At 67.5% G+C, this 20,771-nt stretch carries 26 protein-coding genes and 1 riboswitch; of the genes, 19 read left to right on the plus strand and 7 right to left on the minus strand.

Annotation, left to right across the window (positions count from 1 at the left end; translation table 11 throughout):
• Nucleotides 1–52 precede the first annotated feature (52 nt).
• Complete coding sequence (locus G9473_RS00310) at nucleotides 53–1,003, plus strand: MBL fold metallo-hydrolase (protein WP_291134870.1); 951 nt, start codon at nucleotides 53–55, stop codon at nucleotides 1,001–1,003.
• On the opposite strand, the gene G9473_RS00315 is transcribed toward G9473_RS00310, so the two are convergent.
• A complete protein-coding gene (locus tag G9473_RS00315; protein WP_291134872.1) occupies nucleotides 1,004–2,809 on the minus strand; it encodes a cyclic nucleotide-binding and patatin-like phospholipase domain-containing protein in 1,806 nt (601 codons plus the stop codon).
• Between the two features lie 93 nt (nucleotides 2,810–2,902).
• A riboswitch (TPP riboswitch) is annotated at nucleotides 2,903–3,041 on the plus strand.
• A 37-nt stretch (nucleotides 3,042–3,078) separates the two neighbouring features.
• Between G9473_RS00315 and thiC the strand changes: the two genes are divergently transcribed.
• The 4 genes from thiC (at nucleotide 3,079) to G9473_RS00335 (ending at nucleotide 6,649) form a co-directional block, all read left to right on the plus strand.
• Nucleotides 3,079–4,959: a phosphomethylpyrimidine synthase ThiC gene (gene thiC, locus G9473_RS00320; RefSeq protein ID WP_291134874.1), complete on the plus strand. Its 1,881-nt coding sequence runs from the start codon at nucleotides 3,079–3,081 to the stop codon at nucleotides 4,957–4,959.
• A 76-nt stretch (nucleotides 4,960–5,035) separates the two neighbouring features.
• The gene (locus tag G9473_RS00325) at nucleotides 5,036–5,416 is read left to right on the plus strand and encodes an EthD domain-containing protein (RefSeq protein WP_291134876.1); all 381 of its coding nucleotides are present in this window, start codon (nucleotides 5,036–5,038) and stop codon (nucleotides 5,414–5,416) included.
• 25 nt (nucleotides 5,417–5,441) lie between these two features.
• The gene (locus G9473_RS00330) at nucleotides 5,442–6,116 is read left to right on the plus strand and encodes a DUF3365 domain-containing protein (RefSeq protein WP_291134878.1); all 675 of its coding nucleotides are present in this window, start codon (nucleotides 5,442–5,444) and stop codon (nucleotides 6,114–6,116) included.
• Nucleotides 6,113–6,649, plus strand: coding sequence for a DUF3833 family protein (locus tag G9473_RS00335; protein WP_291134880.1), 537 nt, complete (start codon nucleotides 6,113–6,115; stop codon nucleotides 6,647–6,649). The genes G9473_RS00330 and G9473_RS00335 overlap by 4 nt, the downstream gene beginning before the upstream one ends.
• Nucleotides 6,650–6,950: 301 nt before the next feature.
• Here the strand turns inward: G9473_RS00335 and G9473_RS00340 are convergent, their stop codons facing one another.
• Nucleotides 6,951–7,706, minus strand: coding sequence for a DUF3800 domain-containing protein (locus tag G9473_RS00340; protein ID WP_291134882.1), 756 nt, complete (start codon nucleotides 7,704–7,706; stop codon nucleotides 6,951–6,953).
• Nucleotides 7,707–7,845: 139 nt separating this feature from the next.
• Here G9473_RS00340 and G9473_RS00345 point away from each other — a divergent pair, with 139 nt between their 5' ends.
• The 5 genes from G9473_RS00345 to G9473_RS00365 all read left to right on the plus strand — a co-directional run bounded on the left by G9473_RS00345 (nucleotide 7,846) and on the right by G9473_RS00365 (nucleotide 10,588).
• Entirely contained in the window at nucleotides 7,846–8,499 is a 654-nt protein-coding gene (locus G9473_RS00345) for a hypothetical protein (protein ID WP_291134884.1), read from the plus strand.
• 564 nt (nucleotides 8,500–9,063) lie between these two features.
• Nucleotides 9,064–9,276, plus strand: coding sequence for a cold-shock protein (locus tag G9473_RS00350; RefSeq protein ID WP_291134886.1), 213 nt, complete (start codon nucleotides 9,064–9,066; stop codon nucleotides 9,274–9,276).
• Between the two features lie 105 nt (nucleotides 9,277–9,381).
• A complete protein-coding gene (locus tag G9473_RS00355; RefSeq protein WP_291134888.1) occupies nucleotides 9,382–9,606 on the plus strand; it encodes a hypothetical protein in 225 nt (74 codons plus the stop codon).
• A 96-nt stretch (nucleotides 9,607–9,702) separates the two neighbouring features.
• On the plus strand, nucleotides 9,703–10,047 hold the full coding sequence (locus G9473_RS00360) for an HPF/RaiA family ribosome-associated protein (protein WP_291134890.1): 345 nt from the start codon (nucleotides 9,703–9,705) through the stop codon (nucleotides 10,045–10,047).
• Nucleotides 10,048–10,141: 94 nt separating this feature from the next.
• Nucleotides 10,142–10,588 carry a DUF6491 family protein gene (locus G9473_RS00365; RefSeq protein WP_291134892.1) on the plus strand — a complete coding sequence of 149 codons (447 nt, stop codon included), beginning with the start codon at nucleotides 10,142–10,144 and terminating at the stop codon, nucleotides 10,586–10,588.
• A 4-nt stretch (nucleotides 10,589–10,592) separates the two neighbouring features.
• Here the strand turns inward: G9473_RS00365 and G9473_RS00370 are convergent, their stop codons facing one another.
• Entirely contained in the window at nucleotides 10,593–11,864 is a 1,272-nt protein-coding gene (locus tag G9473_RS00370) for an FAD-binding domain-containing protein (RefSeq protein WP_291134894.1), read from the minus strand.
• A gap of 191 nt (nucleotides 11,865–12,055) precedes the next feature.
• Here G9473_RS00370 and G9473_RS00375 point away from each other — a divergent pair, with 191 nt between their 5' ends.
• The 6 genes from G9473_RS00375 to G9473_RS00400 all read left to right on the plus strand — a co-directional run bounded on the left by G9473_RS00375 (nucleotide 12,056) and on the right by G9473_RS00400 (nucleotide 15,707).
• Nucleotides 12,056–12,631, plus strand: a complete 576-nt coding sequence (locus tag G9473_RS00375) for a fasciclin domain-containing protein (RefSeq protein WP_291134895.1) — start codon at nucleotides 12,056–12,058, stop codon at nucleotides 12,629–12,631.
• 143 nt (nucleotides 12,632–12,774) lie between these two features.
• Nucleotides 12,775–13,224: a hypothetical protein gene (locus tag G9473_RS00380; RefSeq protein ID WP_291134897.1), complete on the plus strand. Its 450-nt coding sequence runs from the start codon at nucleotides 12,775–12,777 to the stop codon at nucleotides 13,222–13,224.
• The gene (locus tag G9473_RS00385) at nucleotides 13,221–13,604 is read left to right on the plus strand and encodes a hypothetical protein (RefSeq protein ID WP_291134899.1); all 384 of its coding nucleotides are present in this window, start codon (nucleotides 13,221–13,223) and stop codon (nucleotides 13,602–13,604) included. The genes G9473_RS00380 and G9473_RS00385 overlap by 4 nt, the downstream gene beginning before the upstream one ends.
• Nucleotides 13,605–13,638: 34 nt before the next feature.
• A complete protein-coding gene (locus G9473_RS00390) occupies nucleotides 13,639–14,058 on the plus strand; it encodes a GFA family protein (protein ID WP_291134900.1) in 420 nt (139 codons plus the stop codon).
• A gap of 213 nt (nucleotides 14,059–14,271) precedes the next feature.
• On the plus strand, nucleotides 14,272–15,318 hold the full coding sequence (locus G9473_RS00395; protein ID WP_291138147.1) for a PAS domain-containing protein: 1,047 nt from the start codon (nucleotides 14,272–14,274) through the stop codon (nucleotides 15,316–15,318).
• Nucleotides 15,318–15,707, plus strand: a complete 390-nt coding sequence (locus G9473_RS00400; RefSeq protein WP_291134902.1) for a response regulator — start codon at nucleotides 15,318–15,320, stop codon at nucleotides 15,705–15,707. The genes G9473_RS00395 and G9473_RS00400 overlap by 1 nt, the downstream gene beginning before the upstream one ends.
• On the opposite strand, the gene G9473_RS00405 is transcribed toward G9473_RS00400, so the two are convergent.
• Nucleotides 15,704–17,233, minus strand: coding sequence for a S41 family peptidase (locus G9473_RS00405; RefSeq protein WP_291134904.1), 1,530 nt, complete (start codon nucleotides 17,231–17,233; stop codon nucleotides 15,704–15,706). The genes G9473_RS00400 and G9473_RS00405 overlap by 4 nt on opposite strands.
• A gap of 271 nt (nucleotides 17,234–17,504) precedes the next feature.
• On the opposite strand from G9473_RS00405, the gene G9473_RS00410 reads away from it, so the two are divergent.
• Nucleotides 17,505–18,092, plus strand: coding sequence for a YbhB/YbcL family Raf kinase inhibitor-like protein (locus G9473_RS00410; RefSeq protein ID WP_291134905.1), 588 nt, complete (start codon nucleotides 17,505–17,507; stop codon nucleotides 18,090–18,092).
• A 30-nt stretch (nucleotides 18,093–18,122) separates the two neighbouring features.
• The gene (locus G9473_RS00415) at nucleotides 18,123–18,371 is read left to right on the plus strand and encodes an SWIB/MDM2 domain-containing protein (RefSeq protein ID WP_291134906.1); all 249 of its coding nucleotides are present in this window, start codon (nucleotides 18,123–18,125) and stop codon (nucleotides 18,369–18,371) included.
• Between the two features lie 17 nt (nucleotides 18,372–18,388).
• Here the strand turns inward: G9473_RS00415 and G9473_RS00420 are convergent, their stop codons facing one another.
• Together G9473_RS00420 and G9473_RS00425 are read right to left on the minus strand one after the other, a co-directional pair.
• Complete coding sequence (locus G9473_RS00420) at nucleotides 18,389–18,622, minus strand: DUF3253 domain-containing protein (protein WP_291134907.1); 234 nt, start codon at nucleotides 18,620–18,622, stop codon at nucleotides 18,389–18,391.
• Nucleotides 18,623–18,632: 10 nt separating this feature from the next.
• On the minus strand, nucleotides 18,633–19,109 hold the full coding sequence (locus tag G9473_RS00425) for a cupin domain-containing protein (RefSeq protein ID WP_291134908.1): 477 nt from the start codon (nucleotides 19,107–19,109) through the stop codon (nucleotides 18,633–18,635).
• A 41-nt stretch (nucleotides 19,110–19,150) separates the two neighbouring features.
• Here G9473_RS00425 and G9473_RS00430 point away from each other — a divergent pair, with 41 nt between their 5' ends.
• The gene (locus tag G9473_RS00430) at nucleotides 19,151–20,500 is read left to right on the plus strand and encodes a dipeptidase (protein ID WP_291134910.1); all 1,350 of its coding nucleotides are present in this window, start codon (nucleotides 19,151–19,153) and stop codon (nucleotides 20,498–20,500) included.
• 36 nt (nucleotides 20,501–20,536) lie between these two features.
• Here the strand turns inward: G9473_RS00430 and G9473_RS00435 are convergent, their stop codons facing one another.
• Nucleotides 20,537–20,764 (minus strand): DUF2945 domain-containing protein, encoded by a 228-nt coding sequence (locus tag G9473_RS00435; protein ID WP_291134912.1) that lies wholly within the window; start codon nucleotides 20,762–20,764, stop codon nucleotides 20,537–20,539.
• Between the last annotated feature and the right edge of the window lie 7 nt (nucleotides 20,765–20,771).

Below are 20,771 nucleotides of genomic sequence, written 5' to 3' on the forward strand. Positions count from 1 at the left end.
TTTCCATAACGGCCATGCCTGCGCGCGCAACTTTCGCAAGCGGGGGACGGTCATGGGTTGTGTAAGGGGAGGGGCGGCGGTTCTCGCTGCGCTGCTGGCGCTGGGGCAGCCGAGCATCGCGGCGGATGAGCCAGCAGCCTGCGCGCGCGAACTGGTGGTGCTGGGCACCGGGCAGGACGCGGGCGCGCCGCAGATCGGCAACGGCGATGACCATGGCCCGCCCTTGTGGCCGACCTCGCTCGCGCTGGTCGACCGCGAGGCGGGGACGCGCTACCTCTTCGACGCGACCCCCGCGATCACCGGGCAGCTCGCCCTGCTCGACGCGGTGGAACCGCCGCGGGGCGAGGGTCTCGGGATCGACGGCATCTTCCTCACCCACGCGCATATTGGCCACTATCTCGGCCTCGCCTACCTCGGCACCGAGGCGGCGGGGGCGAGGGGCGTGCCGGTCTTCGCCATGGAACGCATGGCCGCTTTCCTGCGAGACAACGGTCCGTGGAGCCAACTGGTGAAGCAGGGCAATATCGCGCTCACCGAAATGGCCGAGGGCGCCTTCACCGTTCTGTCGGACGATTTTGGAGTGCTGCCGATCCGCGTGCCGCACCGCGACGAATATTCGGAGACCGTGGGCTTCATCGTGATGACGCCCGATCGGCGCGCGCTCTACCTGCCCGACCTCGACAGCTGGGAGGAGTTCGAGAGCGCCTCGGGCAGCAGCCTCGAACAGCTTGTCGCCGGGGTCGATTTCGCGCTGATCGACGCGACCTTCTGGGATGACGGGGAACTCGAAGGGCGCGACATGAGCGCAGTGCCGCACCCGCGGGTGAAGGCGGTGATCGAACGGCTCGCCCCGCTGCCCGCGACCGAGCGGGTCAAGGTCCACTTCATCCACATGAACCACACCAACCCCTTGCGCGATCCGGCGAGCGCGGAAAGCCGCAAGGTGGAGGAGGCCGGCTTCGCTGTCGCTCGCCGGGGGATGCGGATGTGCCTTTCGGGGTGATCAGGCCGCCTTCATCGCGGCAAGGTCGCTGCGGCGGGCGATTTCCCCGGCGGTGAAGCGGCGCGCGGCCTCGGCCACTTCGCGCCCCCTGTGCCAGTCGAGCAGCTGCATCGTCTCGGGTATCGGCGGGACCAGCAGCGCATCGGCGCTGTCGAGCGCGGCGCGGACCGCGCTTTCCGAGGCGACCACCATCGAGCGCGACATGATCTCGACGAGGCTCGGGAAAGCGCGCTCGGGCCGCCGCCGCAGGATGAGGTCGCGCGCCAGCCGCCCCGGGCTGCGCACGTCGCCATAGCGCGCCTCGATCCGCCACGCCGCCCCGGCATCGGCGCGCAGCGCGACCACCACGTTCGGCCCCGTCTTCGCCGCGCGCATGATCTCGACCGGCACGTTGTCGAGCACGCCCCCGTCGACCAGCACCTCGCCTTCCTCGGTGACGAAAGGCGGCAGGATCGTCGGCAGCGAGCCCGAGGCGCGCACGGCTTCCCATAGCGGCCCGCGGCGGTGGACATGGACCGCGTTGGTCGAAAGATTGGTCGACACCGCGAAAAAGCCGGTCGGCAGGTCGGCGATGTCTCCGGCCGGATAGCGGCGACGCAGTTCCTCGTCGAAGACCCGCGCATCGAGAAAGGAATGGACCGGCAGCGTCACCCGCTTCATCGCCCGGCGCGCGATGAACATCTCCTCCATCTGCACCACCACCTCGTCGGGCGTCAGCCCCTGCGCGAGCGCGCCCGCCATCGCCGCCCCGGCGCTGGTCCCGCCGTAGAAATCGATCGGGATGCTGTTTTCGATGAGCGCCTGCATCACCCCGAGATGCGCGCAGCCCAATGCCCCGCCGCCGGCCAGCACGATGCCGTTCGCCCGCCCCGCCATGAACCGCGCGAGCCGGGCAATGCCCGCCTCCTCGTCGAGCGCGACGTGGTGGTGGAGCTTGACCGGGCGCGGATCGAGCCAGCGCGCCGTGCCCGCGATCGCCTCGCCCGCGCGCTCGCGCCAGAGCAGCAGCGTCCGGTCCTGTTCGAAGAAACGGGGGAGGGCGTAGTCTTCGAGCGCGGACAGGGAGGTGTCCGTTCCGGCAAGCGGGGCGAGGAGCAACAGGTCGTCGGCATTGCGCGCGATCGCGCGGTCCCACGCCTCTTCGCCCTCGGCGACGAGCAGCACCCGCGCGGCGCTCGCTTCGACTCCGGCGATCCAGTCGCCGAAGGCTTCGCTCGCCGGGTCGAGCCCATCGGGCCGGTCGGCGGCGCGCACCAGCCGGATATCGTCGTGGCGCGACAAGTGCTCTGCGAGGCGGTCGGCCAGCCCTTCGGGTATCGCGCTCCCGCCTGCGGGCAGCAGCGCGACGACCCTTCCGGGGCGCGCGGGCATAGCGGCAGACCCGGCCGTGCTGCGGGCGAGGCGGCGGGCGATCTCGGCAAGGATGGTGTCGGCGATCTCGCGGTGCTCTGCCGAAACCGCGTCATAGGCCGTGCGGGTGAGAGCGAAGACCGTGCTGTCGCGGCTTGCGCGGACATCGGCGGTGCGCGTGCCGCCGGCGAAGAAGGCGAGTTCGCCGACCGGCTCGCCCGGCTCGATCTCGGCCACCACGCGCCCATCGGGGAGCATCACGTGAAACCGCCCGGTGGCGACGATGTAGAGCGTGTCGGCGGTCTCGCCGTGCCGGACGAGCAATTCGCCGCCCCGCACCGCCTCGATCCGCGCCGCCGCGCGCAGCGCCCCGAGAGCGGCCTCGCCCAGCCCCGCGAAAGCCTCCACCTGCGCGAAATCGCCCGCCGTCCCTGACCTAGATCCATCACTCGCCACGCATTGATCCCCTGGCTAGCGACCCCGCCTCATGCCTAGCCCAAGGACGGCCCGGCGCAAATGCTTGGAATCGGTCGCGCGGCGCGTTACAAGGTTCGCACCCCGGGGAGCCAGCACGTCGCCGCCGCAGATCGGTGGGGACGCATGGGCTGAGAGGTGTGGGTATGCTCCACACGACCCGTCGAACCTGAACCGACTAGCATCGGCGGAGGGAGTGGTCTGGTTGACGCCAGCGAACCGCTTTCTCCGTCCACGAGGAGAGACTTCGCATGGCCGACATCAATTCCCCCGTAGAAATCGGCGTCACCACCGGCCCCATTCGCGGCAGCCGCAAGATCCACGTCGGCGCGCGCACCGGCAGCGGCGTGCGCGTCGCGATGCGCGAGATCATGCTCGAAGGCGGGGAGCCGCCGGTCCGGGTCTACGACACCTCCGGCCCCTACACCGACCCCGATGCCGCGATCGACATTCACGCGGGTCTCCCGGCGCTGCGACGCGACTGGATCATGGCGCGCGGCGATGTCGAGGATTACGAGGGCCGTGAGGTCAAGCCGGAGGACAACGGCCAGCTCGGCCCCGACCGCTCGGGCGGCGTCGCGCAGTTTCCCAATGTCGTGAAGCGCCCCCTGCGCGCCAAGGCTGGCGGCAACGTCTCGCAGATGCACTATGCAAGGCAGGGCATCATCACGCCCGAGATGGAATATGTCGCCGAGCGCGAGAACCTGGGCCGCGAGATCGCGAAGGATGTGCGGCGCGACGGCGAAAGCTGGGGCGCGTCGATCCCCGACTACATCACCCCCGAATTCGTCCGCGACGAGGTCGCGCGCGGGCGGGCGATCATCCCGTCGAACATCAACCACCCCGAAAGCGAACCGATGGCGATCGGGCGCAATTTCCTCGTCAAGATCAACGCCAATATCGGCAATTCCGCCGTGGCGAGCGACGTGGCGCAGGAAGTGGAAAAGATGGTCTGGGCGACCCGCTGGGGCGCGGACACGATCATGGACCTGTCGACGGGCCGCAACATCCACGACACGCGCGAATGGATCATCCGCAACTCGCCCGTGCCGATCGGGACCGTGCCGATCTACCAGGCGCTCGAAAAGGTCGGCGGCGTCGCCGAGGAGCTGACCTGGGAAATCTTCCGCGACACGCTGATCGAACAGGCCGAGCAGGGCGTCGATTATTTCACCATCCACGCGGGCGTGCGCCTGCCCTTCGTGCCGATGGCGGCGAAGCGGGTCACCGGCATCGTCAGCCGCGGCGGCTCGATCATGGCGAAGTGGTGCCTCGCGCATCACAAGGAGAGCTTCCTCTACGAGCACTTCGACGAGATCACCGAGATCATGAAAACCTACGACATCGCCTATTCGCTGGGCGATGGCCTGCGTCCCGGCTCGATCGCCGACGCCAACGACGAGGCGCAGTTCGCCGAGCTCTATACTCTGGGCGAGCTGACCAAGCGCGCTTGGGAGCAGGACGTGCAGGTGATGATCGAAGGGCCGGGCCATGTGCCCATGCACAAGATCAAGGAGAACATGGAAAAGCAGCTCGAGGCGTGCGGCGAGGCGCCGTTCTACACGCTCGGGCCGCTCGTCACCGACATTGCGCCGGGATACGACCATATCACCAGCGGTATCGGCGCGGCGCAGATCGGCTGGTACGGCACGGCAATGCTCTGCTACGTCACGCCCAAGGAGCACCTTGGGCTGCCCGACCGCGACGATGTGAAAGTCGGGGTCGTGACCTATAAACTTGCCGCCCACGCCGCCGACCTCGCCAAGGGCCACCCGGCCGCGCAGGTGCGCGACGATGCATTGAGCAAGGCCCGCTTCGAGTTCCGCTGGCGAGACCAGTTCAACCTCAGCCTCGATCCCGACACGGCCGAGCAGTATCACGACCAGACGCTGCCCGCCGAAGGCGCGAAGACGGCGCATTTCTGTTCGATGTGCGGGCCGAAGTTCTGCTCGATGAAGATCAGCCAGGAAGTGCGCGACTTTGCGGCGAAGCAGAATTCGGACCCCGACAGCTTCCTCGCCGCGACCTCGCCCGAGGCGGTGGAAGAGGCCGAGAAGGGCATGGAGGAAATGGCGAAGCTCTACGACGCCAAGGGCCGCCGCCTTTACCTGCCCGAGGACGCCGCCGAATGAAGGCGGAATAGGGCCTGAGGGGGCCCGGCGGGGCTGACGCCCCTGCCGGGTCCGGCCCCGCCGGGGAGCGCGCGCCATGATCCGCATCACCTATTGCCTCCACCGCCTGCCGGGCATGAGCCGCGAGGCGTTCCAGCGCTACTGGCGCGAGACCCACGCCCCGCTTGTCGCCGCGGCGAGCGAGGCGCTCGGCATTCGCCGCTATGTCCAGCAGCATACGCTGACCAGCGAGATGGCCCGCCGCTTCGCCAGCGCGCAGGGCATCCCCAACGGCGAGGGCGAGGACTATGACGGCATCGCGGAAATCTGGTTCGACAGCGAGGCCGCGCTCGCCCGCGTCGGAGAGACCGAGGAAGGCCGCCGCCACGCCGCGATCCTCGCCGCGGACGAGGCGAAGTTCATCGACTTTTCGCGCAGCCGCTATTTCTTCAGCGCGGCGAACGAGGTGATCGTGTAAGGTCCGCCGCCGCAGGGAGGGACGTATGAGAGCATCGCGTATCACCGGACGGGTTTTCGGCTTCGCGGGGGCCGGAGCGGCGCTCGCCGCCTGTGCGGGCGAGAGCGACCCTGCCCCGCCACCCGCGCCGCTCGACGAGGCGGCGGTCGCCGCGCGCTCCGCCCCTATCGCGCAAGGCTTCGCCGCCGACCTCAAGACGCAGCTCACAAGCGCGCTTCAAGCGGGCGGACCGAAGAACGCGGTCAGCGTGTGCCAGCAGGTCGCCCCCGCGCTGGCCGAGGCGGCGTCCGAGCAAAGCGGCGCCGAAGTCCGCCGCATCGCCGCGCGCAACCGCAACCCGGCCGGCGGCGTGCCGGGCGAAATGCAGGCGCAATACGACGAACTCGCCGCGCAGCCGATCGCGGACGGAGCCCCCGCGCGCCGCATCTGGCGCGCCGAGGACGGGCGGGTCCATTTCATGAGCGCCATCCCCATGGCCGAACAGCCCTGCTCGACCTGCCACGGCAAGGACATCGACCCGGACCTCAAGGCCCATATCGAGAGCCTCTATCCCGAGGACGCCGCGACCGGCTTCGCCCCCGGAGACCTGCGCGGCGCGTTGCTGATCACGTGGCCCGCGGGCAGCTTTGGCGCGGAAGGGGCCGGGGCAGGGGCCAAGGCGGGGGCCAAGGCAGGGGCCAAGGCGGGGGAAGGCGCATGAGGCCCGGCAGGCGCATCCCCGCGCTCCTCGCCGCGCTTGTCGCGCCCTTCGCGCTCATGGCCTGCGCGAGCCTGCCGGACGAGGGCTTCGACCCCGTCCCCCGCGCCGAAGCGCCCTATTTCGACCCGCTGGTGTTCTTCGCCGGGACAAGCACCGGGCGCGGCGAATTGTCCAAAGTCTTCTCCGGCACGGTTGCCGTGCAGGTCGAGAGCACCGGGCGACTGCTGCGCCCCGGCGTGATGGAACTGGTGCAGGTCGTCACCGAAGGCGACAAGGAGCCGCGCACCCGCCGCTGGGAAATCCGTGAAGTGGGGGAGGGCCGCTGGGAGGGCACCTTGACCGACGCGGACGGGCCGGTCGAGCTCTATGCCAAGGGCAACCTCTTGACGATCCAGTACCGCATGGACGGCAATTACGACGTGACCCAGCGGCTGACCTTGGCCCCGGACGGGCGGAGCGCCTACAACGAGCTGAAGGTGGAGTTGTTGGGGGCGACGGTGGCGGTGCTGGCGGAGCGGATTGTGAAGGGGTGAGCGTTCTCTTTAGCCCCCTCCTTCCCAAGGAGGGGGTTGGAGGTGGTTGCTCGCTTTACGACGCGTCCGCCCGCCACGCTTTCAAAGCCCGAACCCGTCCGACCCGCAAGCATCCGCCGCGCTTCCCCGTGGCGGCGGACCCACCACCCCGCTGCGACTAGGCTCGCTACGCTCCCCAAGTCTCGCTGCCCCTCCTCCGGGAGGAGGGAAGGTCAAGGTGCTGGCGAAAGAGACTACAATCATCCGGGGCGCTACTGCCACCTCGTCGCTCAAGATGGGCTAAGACTCCTGCTGTCTTGCACTAGCCCGCTCTGGGCTTCGCCATCTCCAAGATACCGTCTTTCAGTCTAATCAGATTTTTGGCATCCCAGAATTCGCCTTTGATCTTTCGAGAAACTGCATGTGTTTTTGGGTGGATGAACATCCGATTGAATGGGCTTTTCCCATGCCAAGGATCTAACCCTGAAGCATAAGCCCGAACCATGACGTTCGCGAATACGTCAGCTGCTTGTAAGGGCGGTAAAGCCTGATCGTCGCCGAATGCTATAGAACCCAGCATCGATTTTTCGCCTTTCCAATGCTTCTTGGTCTTGGACCATATCGAAAGAAAGCGGCTCGAGGTCTTTTCGCTATCGTCGATCCAAAATCCAAGCGATTCCGATATTTCCTCGCTAGCCATATAATCGAAAGATAGTCTCAATATCCTTCGAAATAGAAACTCTTCTGGCTTTAGCTTCTTTTTTGCGTCCTTGAGGGTGTTACGATATTCACCAGCATTTATCGCTGAGAATATTCCGCAGTCAATCTCATCTCGTATTATGTCCATGAATTCGCTAAGGATGTCTAAGCGATCTTCGTAGGAGTGTGACAATTCACGGTATTCCCCTTCACCCGCCAGAAAGTCCGAAGTGTGGAGTACGCTCATTCCATGTTCATCCAACTTGTCACACCATCTCTGGCTAAATTTTTCCCAAGCGTAATCCGAGGATATAAAACCAGCTAAACAGATAAAGCCGTTCTTGCCAAAGGTGTCGCTATCGTCTGTGAACACGTGCATGAAATCAGCCTTCGAACGCTGTAGAGAACAGGAGCGAAGGTTTCTAATGCACTTTTTCTGAGATTGCCGCGAGACCTTATGAAATGCGATGAGCTAATCTCTCCTTTCCTACACCCCCACCCCAAGTCATCCTCCCCGGATGCCCCACAAGACGCCGGCCCTCCGCTCCGCCTCGCGCTCGTCCGCGACCCCCTCCACAAAGCGCAAGACCCGTGTCGACGGGTGGACCCTCGCCACGCAGGCCGCCTTCCTGCGCGCGCTTTCGGCGACGCATTCGGTCTCCGAGGCCGCGCGCTCGGTCGGCAAGTCGCGCCAGTCGGCCTATCGCCTGCGCTCGCGATTGAAGGGCCAGCCCTTCGATCTCGCGTGGGAGGTTGCCTTTCACCATTCCTATGACGTGCTCGCTCATGCCGCGCTCGACCGCGCGCTGAACGGGGTCGAGGTGCCGGTGTTCTTCCAGGGCGAGCAGGTCGGCTCCTATCGCAGGTATGACGAGCGGCTGACGGTCGCGCTGCTGAATCGCGTCACGCTCGGCGGCAATCCGAGATACGGGCGGCTCGGCCCCATGGCCGAACGCCACGCGCGCGATTTCGAGGCGCTGCTGAAAAGGATCGAGAAAGGCGAGAGCGTCGAGACCGGCGCGGCCAGCCCTGAGGACCCGGGCGAGCTTGAGGCGATCCGGCGTTTTGCCGCCGACGGGCTGGAAAGGGCCGCACTCCCCTGTCCGTCCGCCCCCACGGATGCCGAGATTATGGCGCTATTACAGGAATATGCGCGGGATGAGGAAAGGTGACAGGGTGTAAACTTCGTAAACTTCTTTTTTTGCGTGAGCCCATCCGGGCGCACGTCCTCGGTGCTGTTTCGCGCTTCGCGCGAGCACCTGCGGCTCGGCCGCGTGGCCTCGCGGTCGCGGCGCGACCGTTCTTGCGCGACTATGCGGGGCCTTGTGCGCCCGGTTCTTCCGCAACCGGGCGAGGGCAGATCTGGTCCGACGCCGCAGGCGTCGCAAGGGCGACCGCCCGCCCGCAGCGCCGCAAGGCGCGAGGACATCGCAGCCCGGATGGGCTGCGCAAACAAAAACGCGGGAACAGCACCGAGGACGCCCGCGCGGATGCGCGGGCATGAAACAAAGACTCCGATTAGGAGAATCCGCCAGTCCGTGCTACACACTCCCCGCTGACGTCGGAATTTGCGACGGACTTCGTATTTTGACTCGCCGCCTGGCCGCGCTTTCATGCGCCTAAGTCCCCCGGCGTAAACCAGACGACGACTTCCTTTCCCCTGAACGATTTGACGCACGACCCGGGGGCAATGTCGCCCTCGGTGCAACACTAACGTTCTTCGAAAGGAACGACTTATGGCCAAGACCGGCACCGTGAAATTCTTCAACACCGACAAGGGCTACGGCTTCATCCAGCCCGACGACGGCAGCTCGGACAGCTTCGTCCACATCACCGCGGTCCATGCCGCCGGGATGCAGACCTTGGATCGCGACCAGCGCCTCAACTACGAGGTCGAAACCGGTCGCAACGGCAAGGAAAGCGCCGTCAACCTCGTCGCGGCGGACTGACGCGAAGGGCCCGGCGCGCGGCGGCCTTCCGGCAAGGAAGGCTCGCCGCGCGCCCCCTCTTCCCAGCGCCCTTTTTCGCCCGACCAACCGACAGGAGGCCCCCCGATGGCCCAGACCTACGAATTCTATCTCGAACGCGCCGAAGCCGCCGCCGAAGCGGCGAAGAAGGCCAAGCTCGCCAATGTGCGCGATCGCGAACTGCGCTCCGAAAAGACCTGGCGCGGGCTTGCCGAACAGGCCCGCAAGACCGCGCTCGAACGCGAAAAGGCCGACGCCGAACGCGCCGCCCGCCGCGAAGCCGAGGCGGCCGAAGCGGCTTCGGGCGAATAGGCTCTCGCAATCCCCGGTTCACTCCCCAGCTTGTATGGTGGCGCTGTCCTTGAGTAGGATGAGCGTTGAAAGAGAAGAAGAGAGGAGAAAGCCGCGATGCAGTTCCAGTTCAACACCAACAGCTCGGTCATGGGGACCGAAAACGTCGCGGAGCGGATCGAGGCGGCGGTGCGCCAGAAGCTCGCCCGCTACGAGGACCGCCTGACCCGGGTCGAGGTCCATGTCGCCGACGACAACGGGGCCAAGCACGGCGCCGACGACAAGCACTGCACGATCGAGGCCCGCCCGCGCGGCGGCAAGCCGATCGGCGTGACGGCGAAGGCGAGCAAGGTCGACGATGCCGCGCGCAAGGCCGCGAACACGCTCGCCCAGCGGCTCGATCGCCATTTCGGCAAGGGCGAAAAGCACAAGCACGACGCGCGCCCCGACAAGGTGATGTGAGCGCGCGTCCCGCGGGGCCCGCAATCCGGCCCGCACGTGCCTCAGGCGCGGCGGGCCGTCAGGCCTGCGCCGGAATCCATGTTATGGTCGGGCCATGCCCGGCAAGACCCACTTCAAGCGCTTCCGCCCCGCCACCTGCGCCGCGCTCGGCCTCGCCGCGCTCGCGGCCGCCTGCGCACCGGTCGAGGATACCGCCTCCAGCCAGCTCGCTGCGGGGGAGGAGGGCGGGCGCGAATGCTTCTATCCGCGCAACGTCACCGGCTTCCGCAACGCGCCCGAGGGGCCGGACGGCTCCAGCCGCATCTATGTCGACGTGCGCGCCAGCGACACCTTCCTGTTCGAGCTCTTCAGCCCGTGCCGCGAGTTGACCTTCGCCCGCTCGATCGCTTTCGACACCATCAGCGGGGTCGGGCGGGTGTGCAGCGGGCTCGAGGTCGACCTGCTCGTGCCCGACCCCAACCTGGGCACGCAGCGCTGCCAGGTGAAGATGATCCGCAAGCTCGAACCCGGCGAGGAAGGCGCGCGCGCCGGGGCGAAATAGGCGCTCAGCCGGGCAGCCCTTCCGGCGGGTTCGCGCCGGTGATGCCGAGTTCGCCGAGGATCGGCTCGATCTGCTTCTTCACCCGGAAGAACCCGGCGCGCGCGTGCGGCCAGGTCGCTCGCGCGAGGTCGCCCAGTATCCACGCCACGCGCCCTTCCTCGACCAGCGGCGCGATCTGCGGCATCAGCGCGTCGCGGGTCCAGCCGGTCGGCAGGTAGGGCACGGCAAGCCGCTCGATCCCCGCTTCGGCGAGGATCGCCGACAGATCGCCCCCGTCCTCCCACCACACGGACCCGCAGCCGAAGGCGCGGGCCCCCTCGTCCATCCCGCTTGTCACCGCCCCGCGCGCGAACGCGGTCGCGCCCGCTCCGACCGGGCGGGGCGAGCGCGCTTCGGGCCGGGCCGCGCCGATCACCAGCGCAGGCGGGGCCGACAGGGCCAGCGGGACATGGTGCGCCGCCTCGTCGTGCAGCAGCAACGCATAGGGCTCGGCCAGGGCATCGGGACTGACCGGGCCGGGAAGGTCGAGCGAGCGGCGGCCATGCTCGCGCGGCTCGGTCAGAGGCTCGGCCTCATCGGCCAGCTCCTCGGCGGCGAGCGGCCCGCCCGGCCGGCTCGCGGTGTAGCGCGCGATGTTGTCGCTGCGCGCGAGATAGGTCTTGCCCGCCGTGTGCAGCCCGCCGACCCAGCGCCACGACAGCGTGTTCGAAGCCGCATCGCCGTCCTTGAGATGCCGCAGGAAGAAATCCGCGCCCAGTTCCCAATCGAGCTTCAGGGTGAAGATCCAGATGCTCGCGAACCACATCCGAGCGTGGTTGTGGAGGTAGCCGTGGTCGCCCAGTTCGCGCGCCCAGGTGTCGAAGGCGGGGATCCCGGTGCGGCCCTCCACCGCTTCCTCATAGGCGGTGCGCAGGCCCGCGTTCGCTTCGACGCGCGCGAAGGCCGCCTCGCGCCCCTGCTTGTAAGCCTCCCACACGCTCGGGCGTTGTTCGAGCCAGCCCTTGAAATAGACGCGCCAGAACACCTCGGAGACAAAGCTGCCCGCCTCGCGCGGGCTGTGCTGGCGCAGGACCGCCTCGATCACCTCGGCCTCGCCCACCAGCCCGGCGTGGAGCCAGGGCGACAATTGCGAGACATTGGCCCCCCCGCGCTCCCCCGGCGCCTCGCCGACGGGGCCGTCGTCATAGCCGCGGGTTTCGGCATAGTCGCTGCCTGCGCGCGGGAGGAATCGGGCGAGGCGCTCGAGCGCGCGGGCGCGTGTCGGGGTCCAGTCCATGTCGCGAGCAACCGCCAAAGCGGCAGGCGGTTCCGCGCCCATCTGTGTCGAAATTATGGCGAATTTCGGAACATTGCCGCGCCTTCGCGCATTGGGCAGGTCAGGGTGGGGGAAGGACACCGACCCTGTTTTTAAGGACCGCGTGCATCCTGCGCGCGCTCGTCACGATTGAAAAACCAGGAGCTACCCCGATGAAACTGCTCAAGATCACCGCCGCTTCGCTGCTCGCTCTCGGCCTTGCCGCCTGCGCCGACGACGCGGCCGAGACCGACGACACGATGATGGCCGACGAAACTGCGATGAGCGAGGACGCGACCTCGCCCGGCACGATCGTCGAGGTCGCCCAGGGCAATGGCGACTTCACCACGCTGGTCGCCGCCGTGAACGCCGCCGAACTGGGCGAGACGCTGTCGGGCGATGGCCCGTTCACCGTCTTCGCCCCGACCGACGAGGCGTTCGGCAAGCTGCCCGAAGGCACGGTCGAAACGCTCACCACCGACGAGACCGACAAGCTCAAGTCGATCCTCACCTATCACGTCATCGAAGGCTCGATGGACGCCGCCGCGGTCACTAAAGCGATCGAGGACGCGGGCGAGGAGGGCCTCGTCGTCGAAACGGTCGGCGGCCCGACGCTGACCGCCACGCTGGTCGACGGCGAGGTCATGCTGACCGATGCCGCGGGCAACACCGCGACCGTGACCGCGACCGACGTCGAAGCCTCGAACGGGGTCATCCACGTCATCGACACGGTGCTGATGCCCGAATAAGCTTCGGTTCATCGCCGACTTGCGAGAAAGGCGGGCCCGTGCGGGTCCGCCTTTTGCGTATGCGCGGCTGAGCCTTTTGCATCTGGGCCTTTTGCATCTGCGCGATCGAGCGATTAGACGGGGCGCAAGGAGAGAGAGAACCGATGTCGCCACCCGCCTTCGCCGCCCCGGCCGCGCTTGCGGCTCTCGTATCGCTTGCCGCCTGCTCGGGCGATGAGGGCGATGCCATCAGCCGCGACACGCAGCCCTTTTCGGGCATTGCCGAGAATGAGACGATCGAAGTCACCGGGACCGAGCCGTTCTGGGGCATGACGATCGACCAGGCCGAAGGGGTCGCGGCTTACTCCACGCCCGAGAACATCGAGGGCACGCGCTTTGCCGTCGAACGCTTCGCCGGCAATAACGGGCTCGGCTTCACCGGCGCGCTGGACAGCGGGGAGGGCGTCACCGTCACCATCACGCCGGGCGAATGCAGCGACGGGATGAGCGACCGGACCTATCCCTTCACCGCCACCGCCGAGGTCGGCGAGCGCGACCTTCGCGGTTGTGCCTTCACCGACGCGCAGGGCTTCACCGGGCCTCAGGCACCATGAGCGATGGGCGTCTCGGCGCGCCGATCGGGCGCAGGCCGGTGGGGCAGGGCTGGCGGATCTTCCTGTGGCTCGCCGCCGCGTTCAATTTCGTCGTCGGCCTGCTCGCCATGCTTTCCCCCGAGGCGGATGTCGATGCGCGGCTGGTCGGGCTGCTTATCTTCGCCTTCGGGGTCGTCTATTTCCAGGCCGCGCGCGATCCCGAACGGCTTGCGCCCGTGCTGTGGGGCGGGGTCATCGCCAAGGTCGGAACCGCCGCCCTGTTCGCCCCGCTCGGTTTCGGTGCGGATGGATCGCTGCTGGTGGCGAGCGCGGTGGTGATCGACGGCTTGTTCGCGGTCGGTTTCCTCGCTTTCCTGCTGTCGCGCGGGGGCGATCTGTGACACGATGACGGGGCAACGAGGGGGAGAAAGAAGCATGAGCGAGGACGAAACGCGCAGCGGCGGCTGCCTGTGCGGCAAGGTGCGATACACGCTGGCGGAGGATCCCGTCATGTGCGTCACCTGCCATTGCAAGAACTGCCAGCGCCAGGCCGGAAGCGCGCTGTCGATCATCATCGGCGTGCGCGAGGACGCGATTGCGATTTCGGGCGCGGTGAAGACCTATGACGACACCGCCGACAGCGGCGCACCCGTCCACCGCCAGTTCTGCGATACCTGCGGTTCGGCGCTGTTCACCCGGATCGACCATCCGCCCGGCCTGATGTTCGTCAAGGCCGGAACGCTCGACGACACCTCGAAGCTCGCGCCTGCGTTCCATTGCTGGACGAAGAGCAAGCAGGACTGGGTGCCGCTCGGCGACATCCCGGCCTATGACACGGTGCCGCAACAGGGGTGAGCGCGCGCGCACCTGCGAACGGGTCGCAGGAAATATATCAACATATCAGGCACTTGCCCGAACCTCGGAACCCGGGGGCGGAATCCGGTGTTGGAAAAAGGCAACCTATGTTCGTGATCCGCGCCAGCGCGCGCGGCGCGGACGAGGCCGTGGGAAAGACGAGACGTGAGCACTGACGACCAGGACAAGCCGAGGCTGAGCGACCAGGCATCGATGCGATTCGATGACGCGCCAGAGAGGTTCCGCACGGGCGGCGCAGGTGCACGCAGCGGCGACCGCTTTTCGGGCGCATCGGGCGTGCTGTTCGAACAGGCCATGGCCCAGACCCGCATGGCGATCTGCCTGTCCGACCCGCACCTGCCCGACCAGCCGATCGTCTTCGCCAATCGTGCCTTCCGCCAGCTGACCGGCTATTCGGAGGAGGAAATCCTCGGGCGCAATTGCCGCTTCCTGCAGGGGCCCAAGACCGACCCCGAGCCCGTCGCCCGCATCCGCGAGGCGATCGTCAACGAGGACGTGGTGGTGGTCGAGCTGCTCAACTACCGCAAGAACGGCACGACCTTCTGGAACGCGCTCCATCTGGGCCCGATCTACAACGACGCGGGCGAACTCGTCTATTTCTTCGGCAGCCAGTGGGACGTTTCCGACGTGCGCGCCGCGCGGGCGGAGGAACAGCACGCCAAGGAAATGGCGCGCGAGCTGTCGCACCGGATGAAAAATATGTTCGCGGTGATCTCCGGCATCGTCAACGTCACCGGGCGGATGCGCGGCATCCAGTCTGAAGCGGCCGAGATCAACGCCCGCATTCAGGCGCTGGGCCGGGCCTATGAAACGACGCTTGACGATGCCTCATCGGGCAGCATCGACATCGGCGGGGCGATCCGCGCCGTGCTCTCCCCCTACGACCAGGGCGGCGAGAGGCTGACGCTCGATGGCGAGAACGCGCGGCTGCCCTTCGCGATCATCTCGATCGTCGGCATGATCCTGCACGAAATGGCCGCCAACGCGATGAAGCACGGCGCGTGGACCGCGCCCGATGGCCGCGTGCGGGTCGCGTGGGAGACACCGGGCGAGGACGCGACGCTGGTGATCCGCTGGGAGGAAGCGGGCGGCCCGCCGGTCGACCCGGCGCGGATCGAGGCCGGGACGGGCACCGCGATCGTCGACCGGATGCTGGCGACGGCGCGCGGGCGGATCGAGCGCGAATGGAAGGAAAGCGGGCTGACCGCGACGATCACGGTCCCCGCGCGGGCGATCTGATGGCGGGAACCTGCTCGATCCTGCTGCTCGAAGACGAACCGATCATCCTGATGGACCTCGAATTCGCGGCCGAGGATATGGGCTGCGATGCCGTGCCCGCCTCGAATTGCGCGGGCGCGCTCGAACGGCTGGCGACGCTGGGCGGGGTCGATGTCGCGGTGCTCGACGTGAGCCTTGCAGGGGGCGAGACGTGCCTGCCGGTGGCCGAGGAACTGGGCCGGCTCGGCATTCCCTACGTGCTCCATTCGGGCGATCTCGACCGCCACGACGAACGCATCCGCGAGCTCGATGCCGACCTCATCGCCAAGCCCGCCAGCGCCGAAACCGTCATCGCCGCTGCCATCTCCCGCTGCGAGCGGTGCAATGGCGGCGGCGACAAAGCCTCCTAGAACAGCCCCGGAATCTCGAACTGCGCCGGGTTGGGGCGGCGCGGCTGGAGCATCCGCCGCGTGTCGCCCAGATCGACGGTCGCGCGCTGGGCCTCGGCGCTCGCCCCGGAAATATCGGAATCGCGCCGGGCGCTGATCGCGGTGCAGGACCGCCCGGCAAGGAAGTCGAGCGCCTTGGCGACCGAATCCTCCGCCGGGTCGCCGAGAGGGGTGAAGATGTCGTCCGCCGCCGCGCAGGTGTTGGGCACGGTGGTGGCGAGGCCGGAGAAGTAGTCGCCCTCGTCGTCGGCATTGACGGTCTTGAACGTCACCGCCCGGATCCTGAGATCGCAGGAATCGAGATCGAAGCCCGACTGTCCCACCGGCTTGCCAAAGGTGTTGGTGCCGATGAGCGCGATATTGTTGCCGAGATAGGACTTCATCGAATTGATCACCAGTTCGCTGGCCGAGGCGGTCCCGCCGCGTGCGATGAAGGCGATCTTGACCGGATTGACCGAGGCGATCGGTTCCGCCGCGCCGAGTTGGCCGGTCTGCGGGTTGAAGAAGGGCACGCTGCTTTCGAAGCTGTCGGTCCGGTTGCGGTCCGACTTGCTGTCGCGCCAGACTGTCCGGCTGAAAACCGAGCCGGTGTTGGGGCCGCGCATGAAATCGCCCATCACTTCGGCAAGCCGCACGAGGCCGCCGCCGTTGTAGCGGAAATCGATGATGAACTCGGTGACGCCTTCCTGCGCGAAGCGTTCGAACGCGTCCTCGATCTGGCGGTCCGCGCCGGAGGGAAAGAAGGTGCGGAAATTGAGATAGCCGACCTTCTTCGCCCCGTCCTGGATGATCTGCACGCCGTAGCGGTCGGAGATCGGGTCGAGCGAGAAATCGCTCTTGGCCACGCTCTGCTCGATCACCGTGCCGTCCGCGGTGCGGAAGCGCAGGACGCGCGTCACTCCCGGATCGGACGGGCCGAGCGCATCGACCACGGCCTGCGGGCCGCCCGACGCCATGAGGCTGCTGACGAGCTGGAGGTTGGTCGACGCCGTGCCGATCGCCAGCAGCTCGGTCCCCCGGTCGATCCCGGCGGCGAAGCCGTTGCCGTTCTCGAAGGCTTCGAGCACGAAGACGCGGTCGTTCGCCGTGTCATAGCCCAGCCGCACGCCGAAGCCCGCGCTGGAGCCTGAATTGATCAGCTCGTTCTCTTCCTCGATCGAGGTGGCGAAGGTGAAGCCGCGGTCGATGTCCTGTGCGCGGGCCGGGGCGACGCGCGCGTCGAGGAAGTCCTGCACGTCGTTGAAATCGGCCGGGTTCACCGTGTCGTCGAGCAGGTCTGGGAAGAGATACCATTCATTGAGCACGGCATTGGCGAAGTCGATTTCCTCCGCCGCGGTGCAGGCGGCGGTCGTCGGGGTCGGGGTCGGCGTCGGGGTCGGAGTGGGGCTCGGCCCGCCGGAGGTGGGCGGCGGGTTCGATCCGCCGCCGCCGCAAGCGGCGAGAGCGAGCGCGAGCGTGGCGGTAAGCGCGGTGCGACCGATCTTCATGGAAAGCGCGACTCCGGAAAGGACAGCAAGGACGATGGTTTAGGCAGGCCCGCAAGGGTGCGAATCCCCGCTCTTCATGCAATGTAGAGGCTGCTTCGGCAAGCGGGCGGGGGCGTTCGGGCGGGGATCGCCGCGCCCAAGGGCCGCTCGCGATGCCGTTTCGCACCCTTGTCCGGCGGGTTTTCCGCAGAAACCGGGGCAAAAAGACCCGGCCCCGTCTACTATCGGGGGGGCAACCGCACTAGCACGAAGGAATGGAATCGACCGAGTCATGACCGAATTGCCGCAATGGATCGCATCGAAGCTGCCCTCGGGCGCGCGCCACCCCGGCCTCGCCATCGCGCGGCTGGGGGACGAGCGCACGCTGGCGAAGGGCGGCTTCGCCCTCTCGAGCCCGGCCTTCGCCGCCGGCGACCAGCTCGACCCGTGCTTCACCGCCAAGGAGGAGGACGCGGTCGCCCCGCCGCTCGAATGGACCGCGCCGCCGCCGGGCAGCCAGGAAATCGTGATCGTCGTCGAAGACGCCTCGAGCGAAGGGGCGGAGCCGCAATGCCATTGGCTCGTCTGGGGCCTGCCCGGGCAGAAGGGCAAGCTGCTGGAAGGCGAAACCCCGCCGCGCACGGGCAAGAACGCGCAGGGCAATTCGGAATGGCTGCTGCCCAATCCGCCGCTGGGCGAAACGCGGCATTACGTGTTCCAGGCTTTCGCCACCGACCTGCCATTGACGACCATGCCCGGCGCCACGCGCGATGACATCATCAAGGCGCTCACCGGACAGGTCACGGCCTGCGCCGTGCTCCATGCGCCCTTCACCGGGACACCCGCCGACGACTACGCCCCGGCGGACGACGATTTTTGACTTACCTGCCATGAGAAAAGGAGAAGGATGATGGCTGGCAATAATGCGCTGCAGAAACCCGTCCAGCTTTCGGGGGATCTCGAAGCGGTGGTCGGCAAGGGTCCGATGACCCGCGCCGAAGTGACCTCGAAGGTCTGGGAATACATCAAGGCGAATGGTCTCCAGGACCAGAAGGACAAGCGCCAGATCAATCCCGACGCCAAGCTCGGCGCGGTGATCGGGAACGACCAGATCTCGATGTTCAAGATGACGGCGGCGGTGTCGAAGCACCTCAGCTGACGAATTGGCCTGCCCGGTCAGCGGCGCGCGATGCGATAGGCACCGCGCCGCTGGCCGAGCGGCTGCCCTTTCCACGACAGCGCGATTTCGCCTGCGGCGTGAAGCGCGTCCACTTCGCGGTGGACAGCCTCCATCTGCCCGCGCCAGTCGTCCTCGCTCCCGGCGAGCGCCCTTGCGGCCTCGCTCGGGCAGATTGTCCTGCCCTCGCCGCGCGCCTCCAGCAGGCCGAGGATCGCGTCTTTCGGGGTCATGGGCGACCCGTTACGCGCCCTGACCCGGCTCCCAGCCCGGCGGGGCCAGTTCGAACCCGGCGAAATCGAAGCCGGGCACGACCACGCAGCTGACCAGCGACCAGCCGTGCGCGCCGTTTTGGGGCGTCAGCGGGCGCGTCGCCTGCCAATGGCCGGTGGGGACCACGCCCTGCGGCGCTTCGCCGCCGGCCACGTCCGCGCCGAGCCGGAGGCTCGTGACTTGCGCCTCGTCGCTTGCCGCCAGCCGCAATTCGAGCGGGTCGCCCGCCTGCCAGATCCACAGCTCCTCGGCATCGACCCGGTGCCAGTGCGAGGGTTCGCCCGCTTTCAGCAGGAACAGGATCGCCGTCCCCGCCGCCCGCTCGCCCGTCACCGAGGGCGCGCGCCACGTCTCGCGATACCACCCGCCTTCGGGGTGCGGCTGGAGCTGCAATTGTTCGATCAGCGCGTCGGCGTTATGCCCGCTGCCGGACCCGTCCTGCGTCATGGGAGTTCCTTTCCCTGCAGGTCCTAGAGGGAGTGACCGAGATGATGCAACACGCCGCCGCCGCCCGCCCGCTGTTCGCCGCGCTTCTTGCCGGAGCCGCCGCTCTGCCGGTACTGGCCCAGGATGCGCCCCCGCAAAGCGCCGAACCGCGCACCACCGGCCCCGAGGCCGAGCGCGCCGAGACCGTGTTCGACCCCGCCGTCGACACCGCCAATGCCGCGCTTGAGGTCGCGCCCGTGTTCGACGGGCACAACGACGTGCCGATCCAGCTGCGCGCGCGCTTCGACAACCAGCTTGGCGAGTTCGACTTCACCGACACCACCATGACCGGCGAAACGCACCCGCAGGGCCGCACCATGCACACCGACCTCACCCGGCTCGCCGAAGGAAAGGTCGGGGCGCAGTTCTGGTCGGTCTATGTGCCCACCTCGCTGACCGAGGCCGAGGCGGTGCAGATGACGCTCGAACAGATCGACGTGACCAAGCGGTTGGTGGCGCGCTACGACGAACTGGTCCTCGCGCGCACCGCCGACGATGTCGAAAACGCCTTTCGCAGCGGCCGCATCGCCTCGCTGATCGGCATGGAAGGCGGCCATTCGATCGGATCGAGCCTTGCCGTGCTGCGCCAGATGCACGAACTCGGCGCGCGCTACATGACGCTCACCCACAACCGCAACACGCCTTGGGCCGACAGCGCGACCGATACGCCCGAGCACGGCGGGCTTTCCGATTTCGGCAAGGACGTGGTGCGCGAGATGAACCGGCTGGGGATGCTGGTCGACCTCTCCCATGTCAGCGAGGAGGCGATGCTCGACGCGCTCGAAGTGGCGAAGGCCCCGGTGATCTTCAGCCATTCGGGCGCGCGCGCGGTCAACGGCCATGCGCGCAACGTGCCCGACAGCGTGCTGCGCCGCCTGCCCTATAATGGCGGGATCGTGATGGTGGTCGCGCTGCCCGGCTATGTCAGCGAGGAACGCCGCCTCTGGTTCGCGGAGCGCGAGGCGGAAGCGGCGCGGCAGGAATCGCTCTATCAGGGCCAGCCGGAGAAGGTGAAAGCGGCGATGGACGAATGGGACGCGGCCAATCCCGAGCCCGTCACGACCATCGCCCAGATGGCCGACCACATCGACCATATCCGCGAGGTGGCAGGGATCGAATCGATCGGGATCGGCGGCGATTTCGACGGGATGCCGAGCGGGCCGGAAGGCTTCGAGGACGTCACCGGCTATCCCGCGCTCTTCGCCGAGCTGGCGCGGCGCGGCTATTCACAGGCCGAGCTGGAGATGATCGCGAGCCGCAACGCGGTGCGCGTCATGCGCGAGGCCGAGCGTTACGCGGCAAGCGTGCGGGGCGAGCCGCCGATCGAGACGCTCATCCCGGACGGCGAGTAAAAGATCGGTCCCGAGGCTGGGCTGGTCCCGGGGGCATCACGATCGGTCCCAGTCCTCAAGCTCGCTGCCGCGTTTGAGGACGCGGTCGCCGTCCTCCTGCTTGACGAGATAGGCCGGGTTGTCGCTGTCGCCCTTCTTCGTGATCTCGGAGCCCTGCAGGGTGCGCGTGACCTCGCGTTCGAAGCGGTCCTCGACCTGCCCCTTGCCCTCGCCATTGCCCCAGTTCCATTTGACGTATTGGCCGGTCTGGAAGCTGTTGCTCATCGTGCTT

Source organism: Erythrobacter sp., assembly GCF_011765465.1.
Taxonomy (GTDB): domain Bacteria; phylum Pseudomonadota; class Alphaproteobacteria; order Sphingomonadales; family Sphingomonadaceae; genus Erythrobacter.

Bases quoted from the DNA above. Each gene is read 5' to 3' on its own strand.
- G9473_RS00395 (WP_291138147.1), top strand. From the start codon at position 14,272: ATGCGATTCGATGACGCGCCAGAGAGGTTCCGCACGGGCGGCGCAGGT.
- G9473_RS00410 (WP_291134905.1), top strand. From the start codon at position 17,505: ATGACCGAATTGCCGCAATGGATCGCATCGAAGCTGCCCTCGGGCGCG.
- G9473_RS00430 (WP_291134910.1), top strand. From the start codon at position 19,151: ATGATGCAACACGCCGCCGCCGCCCGCCCGCTGTTCGCCGCGCTTCTT.
- G9473_RS00330 (WP_291134878.1), top strand. From the start codon at position 5,442: ATGAGAGCATCGCGTATCACCGGACGGGTTTTCGGCTTCGCGGGGGCC.
- G9473_RS00370 (WP_291134894.1), bottom strand. From the start codon at position 11,864: ATGGACTGGACCCCGACACGCGCCCGCGCGCTCGAGCGCCTCGCCCGA.
- G9473_RS00350 (WP_291134886.1), top strand. From the start codon at position 9,064: ATGGCCAAGACCGGCACCGTGAAATTCTTCAACACCGACAAGGGCTAC.
- G9473_RS00390 (WP_291134900.1), top strand. From the start codon at position 13,639: ATGAGCGAGGACGAAACGCGCAGCGGCGGCTGCCTGTGCGGCAAGGTG.
- G9473_RS00380 (WP_291134897.1), top strand. From the start codon at position 12,775: ATGTCGCCACCCGCCTTCGCCGCCCCGGCCGCGCTTGCGGCTCTCGTA.
- G9473_RS00335 (WP_291134880.1), top strand. From the start codon at position 6,113: ATGAGGCCCGGCAGGCGCATCCCCGCGCTCCTCGCCGCGCTTGTCGCG.
- G9473_RS00340 (WP_291134882.1), bottom strand. From the start codon at position 7,706: ATGCACGTGTTCACAGACGATAGCGACACCTTTGGCAAGAACGGCTTT.
- G9473_RS00375 (WP_291134895.1), top strand. From the start codon at position 12,056: ATGAAACTGCTCAAGATCACCGCCGCTTCGCTGCTCGCTCTCGGCCTT.
- G9473_RS00420 (WP_291134907.1), bottom strand. From the start codon at position 18,622: ATGACCCCGAAAGACGCGATCCTCGGCCTGCTGGAGGCGCGCGGCGAG.
- G9473_RS00385 (WP_291134899.1), top strand. From the start codon at position 13,221: ATGAGCGATGGGCGTCTCGGCGCGCCGATCGGGCGCAGGCCGGTGGGG.
- G9473_RS00365 (WP_291134892.1), top strand. From the start codon at position 10,142: ATGCCCGGCAAGACCCACTTCAAGCGCTTCCGCCCCGCCACCTGCGCC.
- G9473_RS00405 (WP_291134904.1), bottom strand. From the start codon at position 17,233: ATGAAGATCGGTCGCACCGCGCTTACCGCCACGCTCGCGCTCGCTCTC.
- G9473_RS00360 (WP_291134890.1), top strand. From the start codon at position 9,703: ATGCAGTTCCAGTTCAACACCAACAGCTCGGTCATGGGGACCGAAAAC.
- G9473_RS00355 (WP_291134888.1), top strand. From the start codon at position 9,382: ATGGCCCAGACCTACGAATTCTATCTCGAACGCGCCGAAGCCGCCGCC.
- G9473_RS00325 (WP_291134876.1), top strand. From the start codon at position 5,036: ATGATCCGCATCACCTATTGCCTCCACCGCCTGCCGGGCATGAGCCGC.
- G9473_RS00415 (WP_291134906.1), top strand. From the start codon at position 18,123: ATGGCTGGCAATAATGCGCTGCAGAAACCCGTCCAGCTTTCGGGGGAT.
- G9473_RS00400 (WP_291134902.1), top strand. From the start codon at position 15,318: ATGGCGGGAACCTGCTCGATCCTGCTGCTCGAAGACGAACCGATCATC.
- thiC (WP_291134874.1), top strand. From the start codon at position 3,079: ATGGCCGACATCAATTCCCCCGTAGAAATCGGCGTCACCACCGGCCCC.
- G9473_RS00345 (WP_291134884.1), top strand. From the start codon at position 7,846: ATGCCCCACAAGACGCCGGCCCTCCGCTCCGCCTCGCGCTCGTCCGCG.
- G9473_RS00310 (WP_291134870.1), top strand. From the start codon at position 53: ATGGGTTGTGTAAGGGGAGGGGCGGCGGTTCTCGCTGCGCTGCTGGCG.
- G9473_RS00425 (WP_291134908.1), bottom strand. From the start codon at position 19,109: ATGACGCAGGACGGGTCCGGCAGCGGGCATAACGCCGACGCGCTGATC.
- G9473_RS00435 (WP_291134912.1), bottom strand. From the start codon at position 20,764: ATGAGCAACAGCTTCCAGACCGGCCAATACGTCAAATGGAACTGGGGC.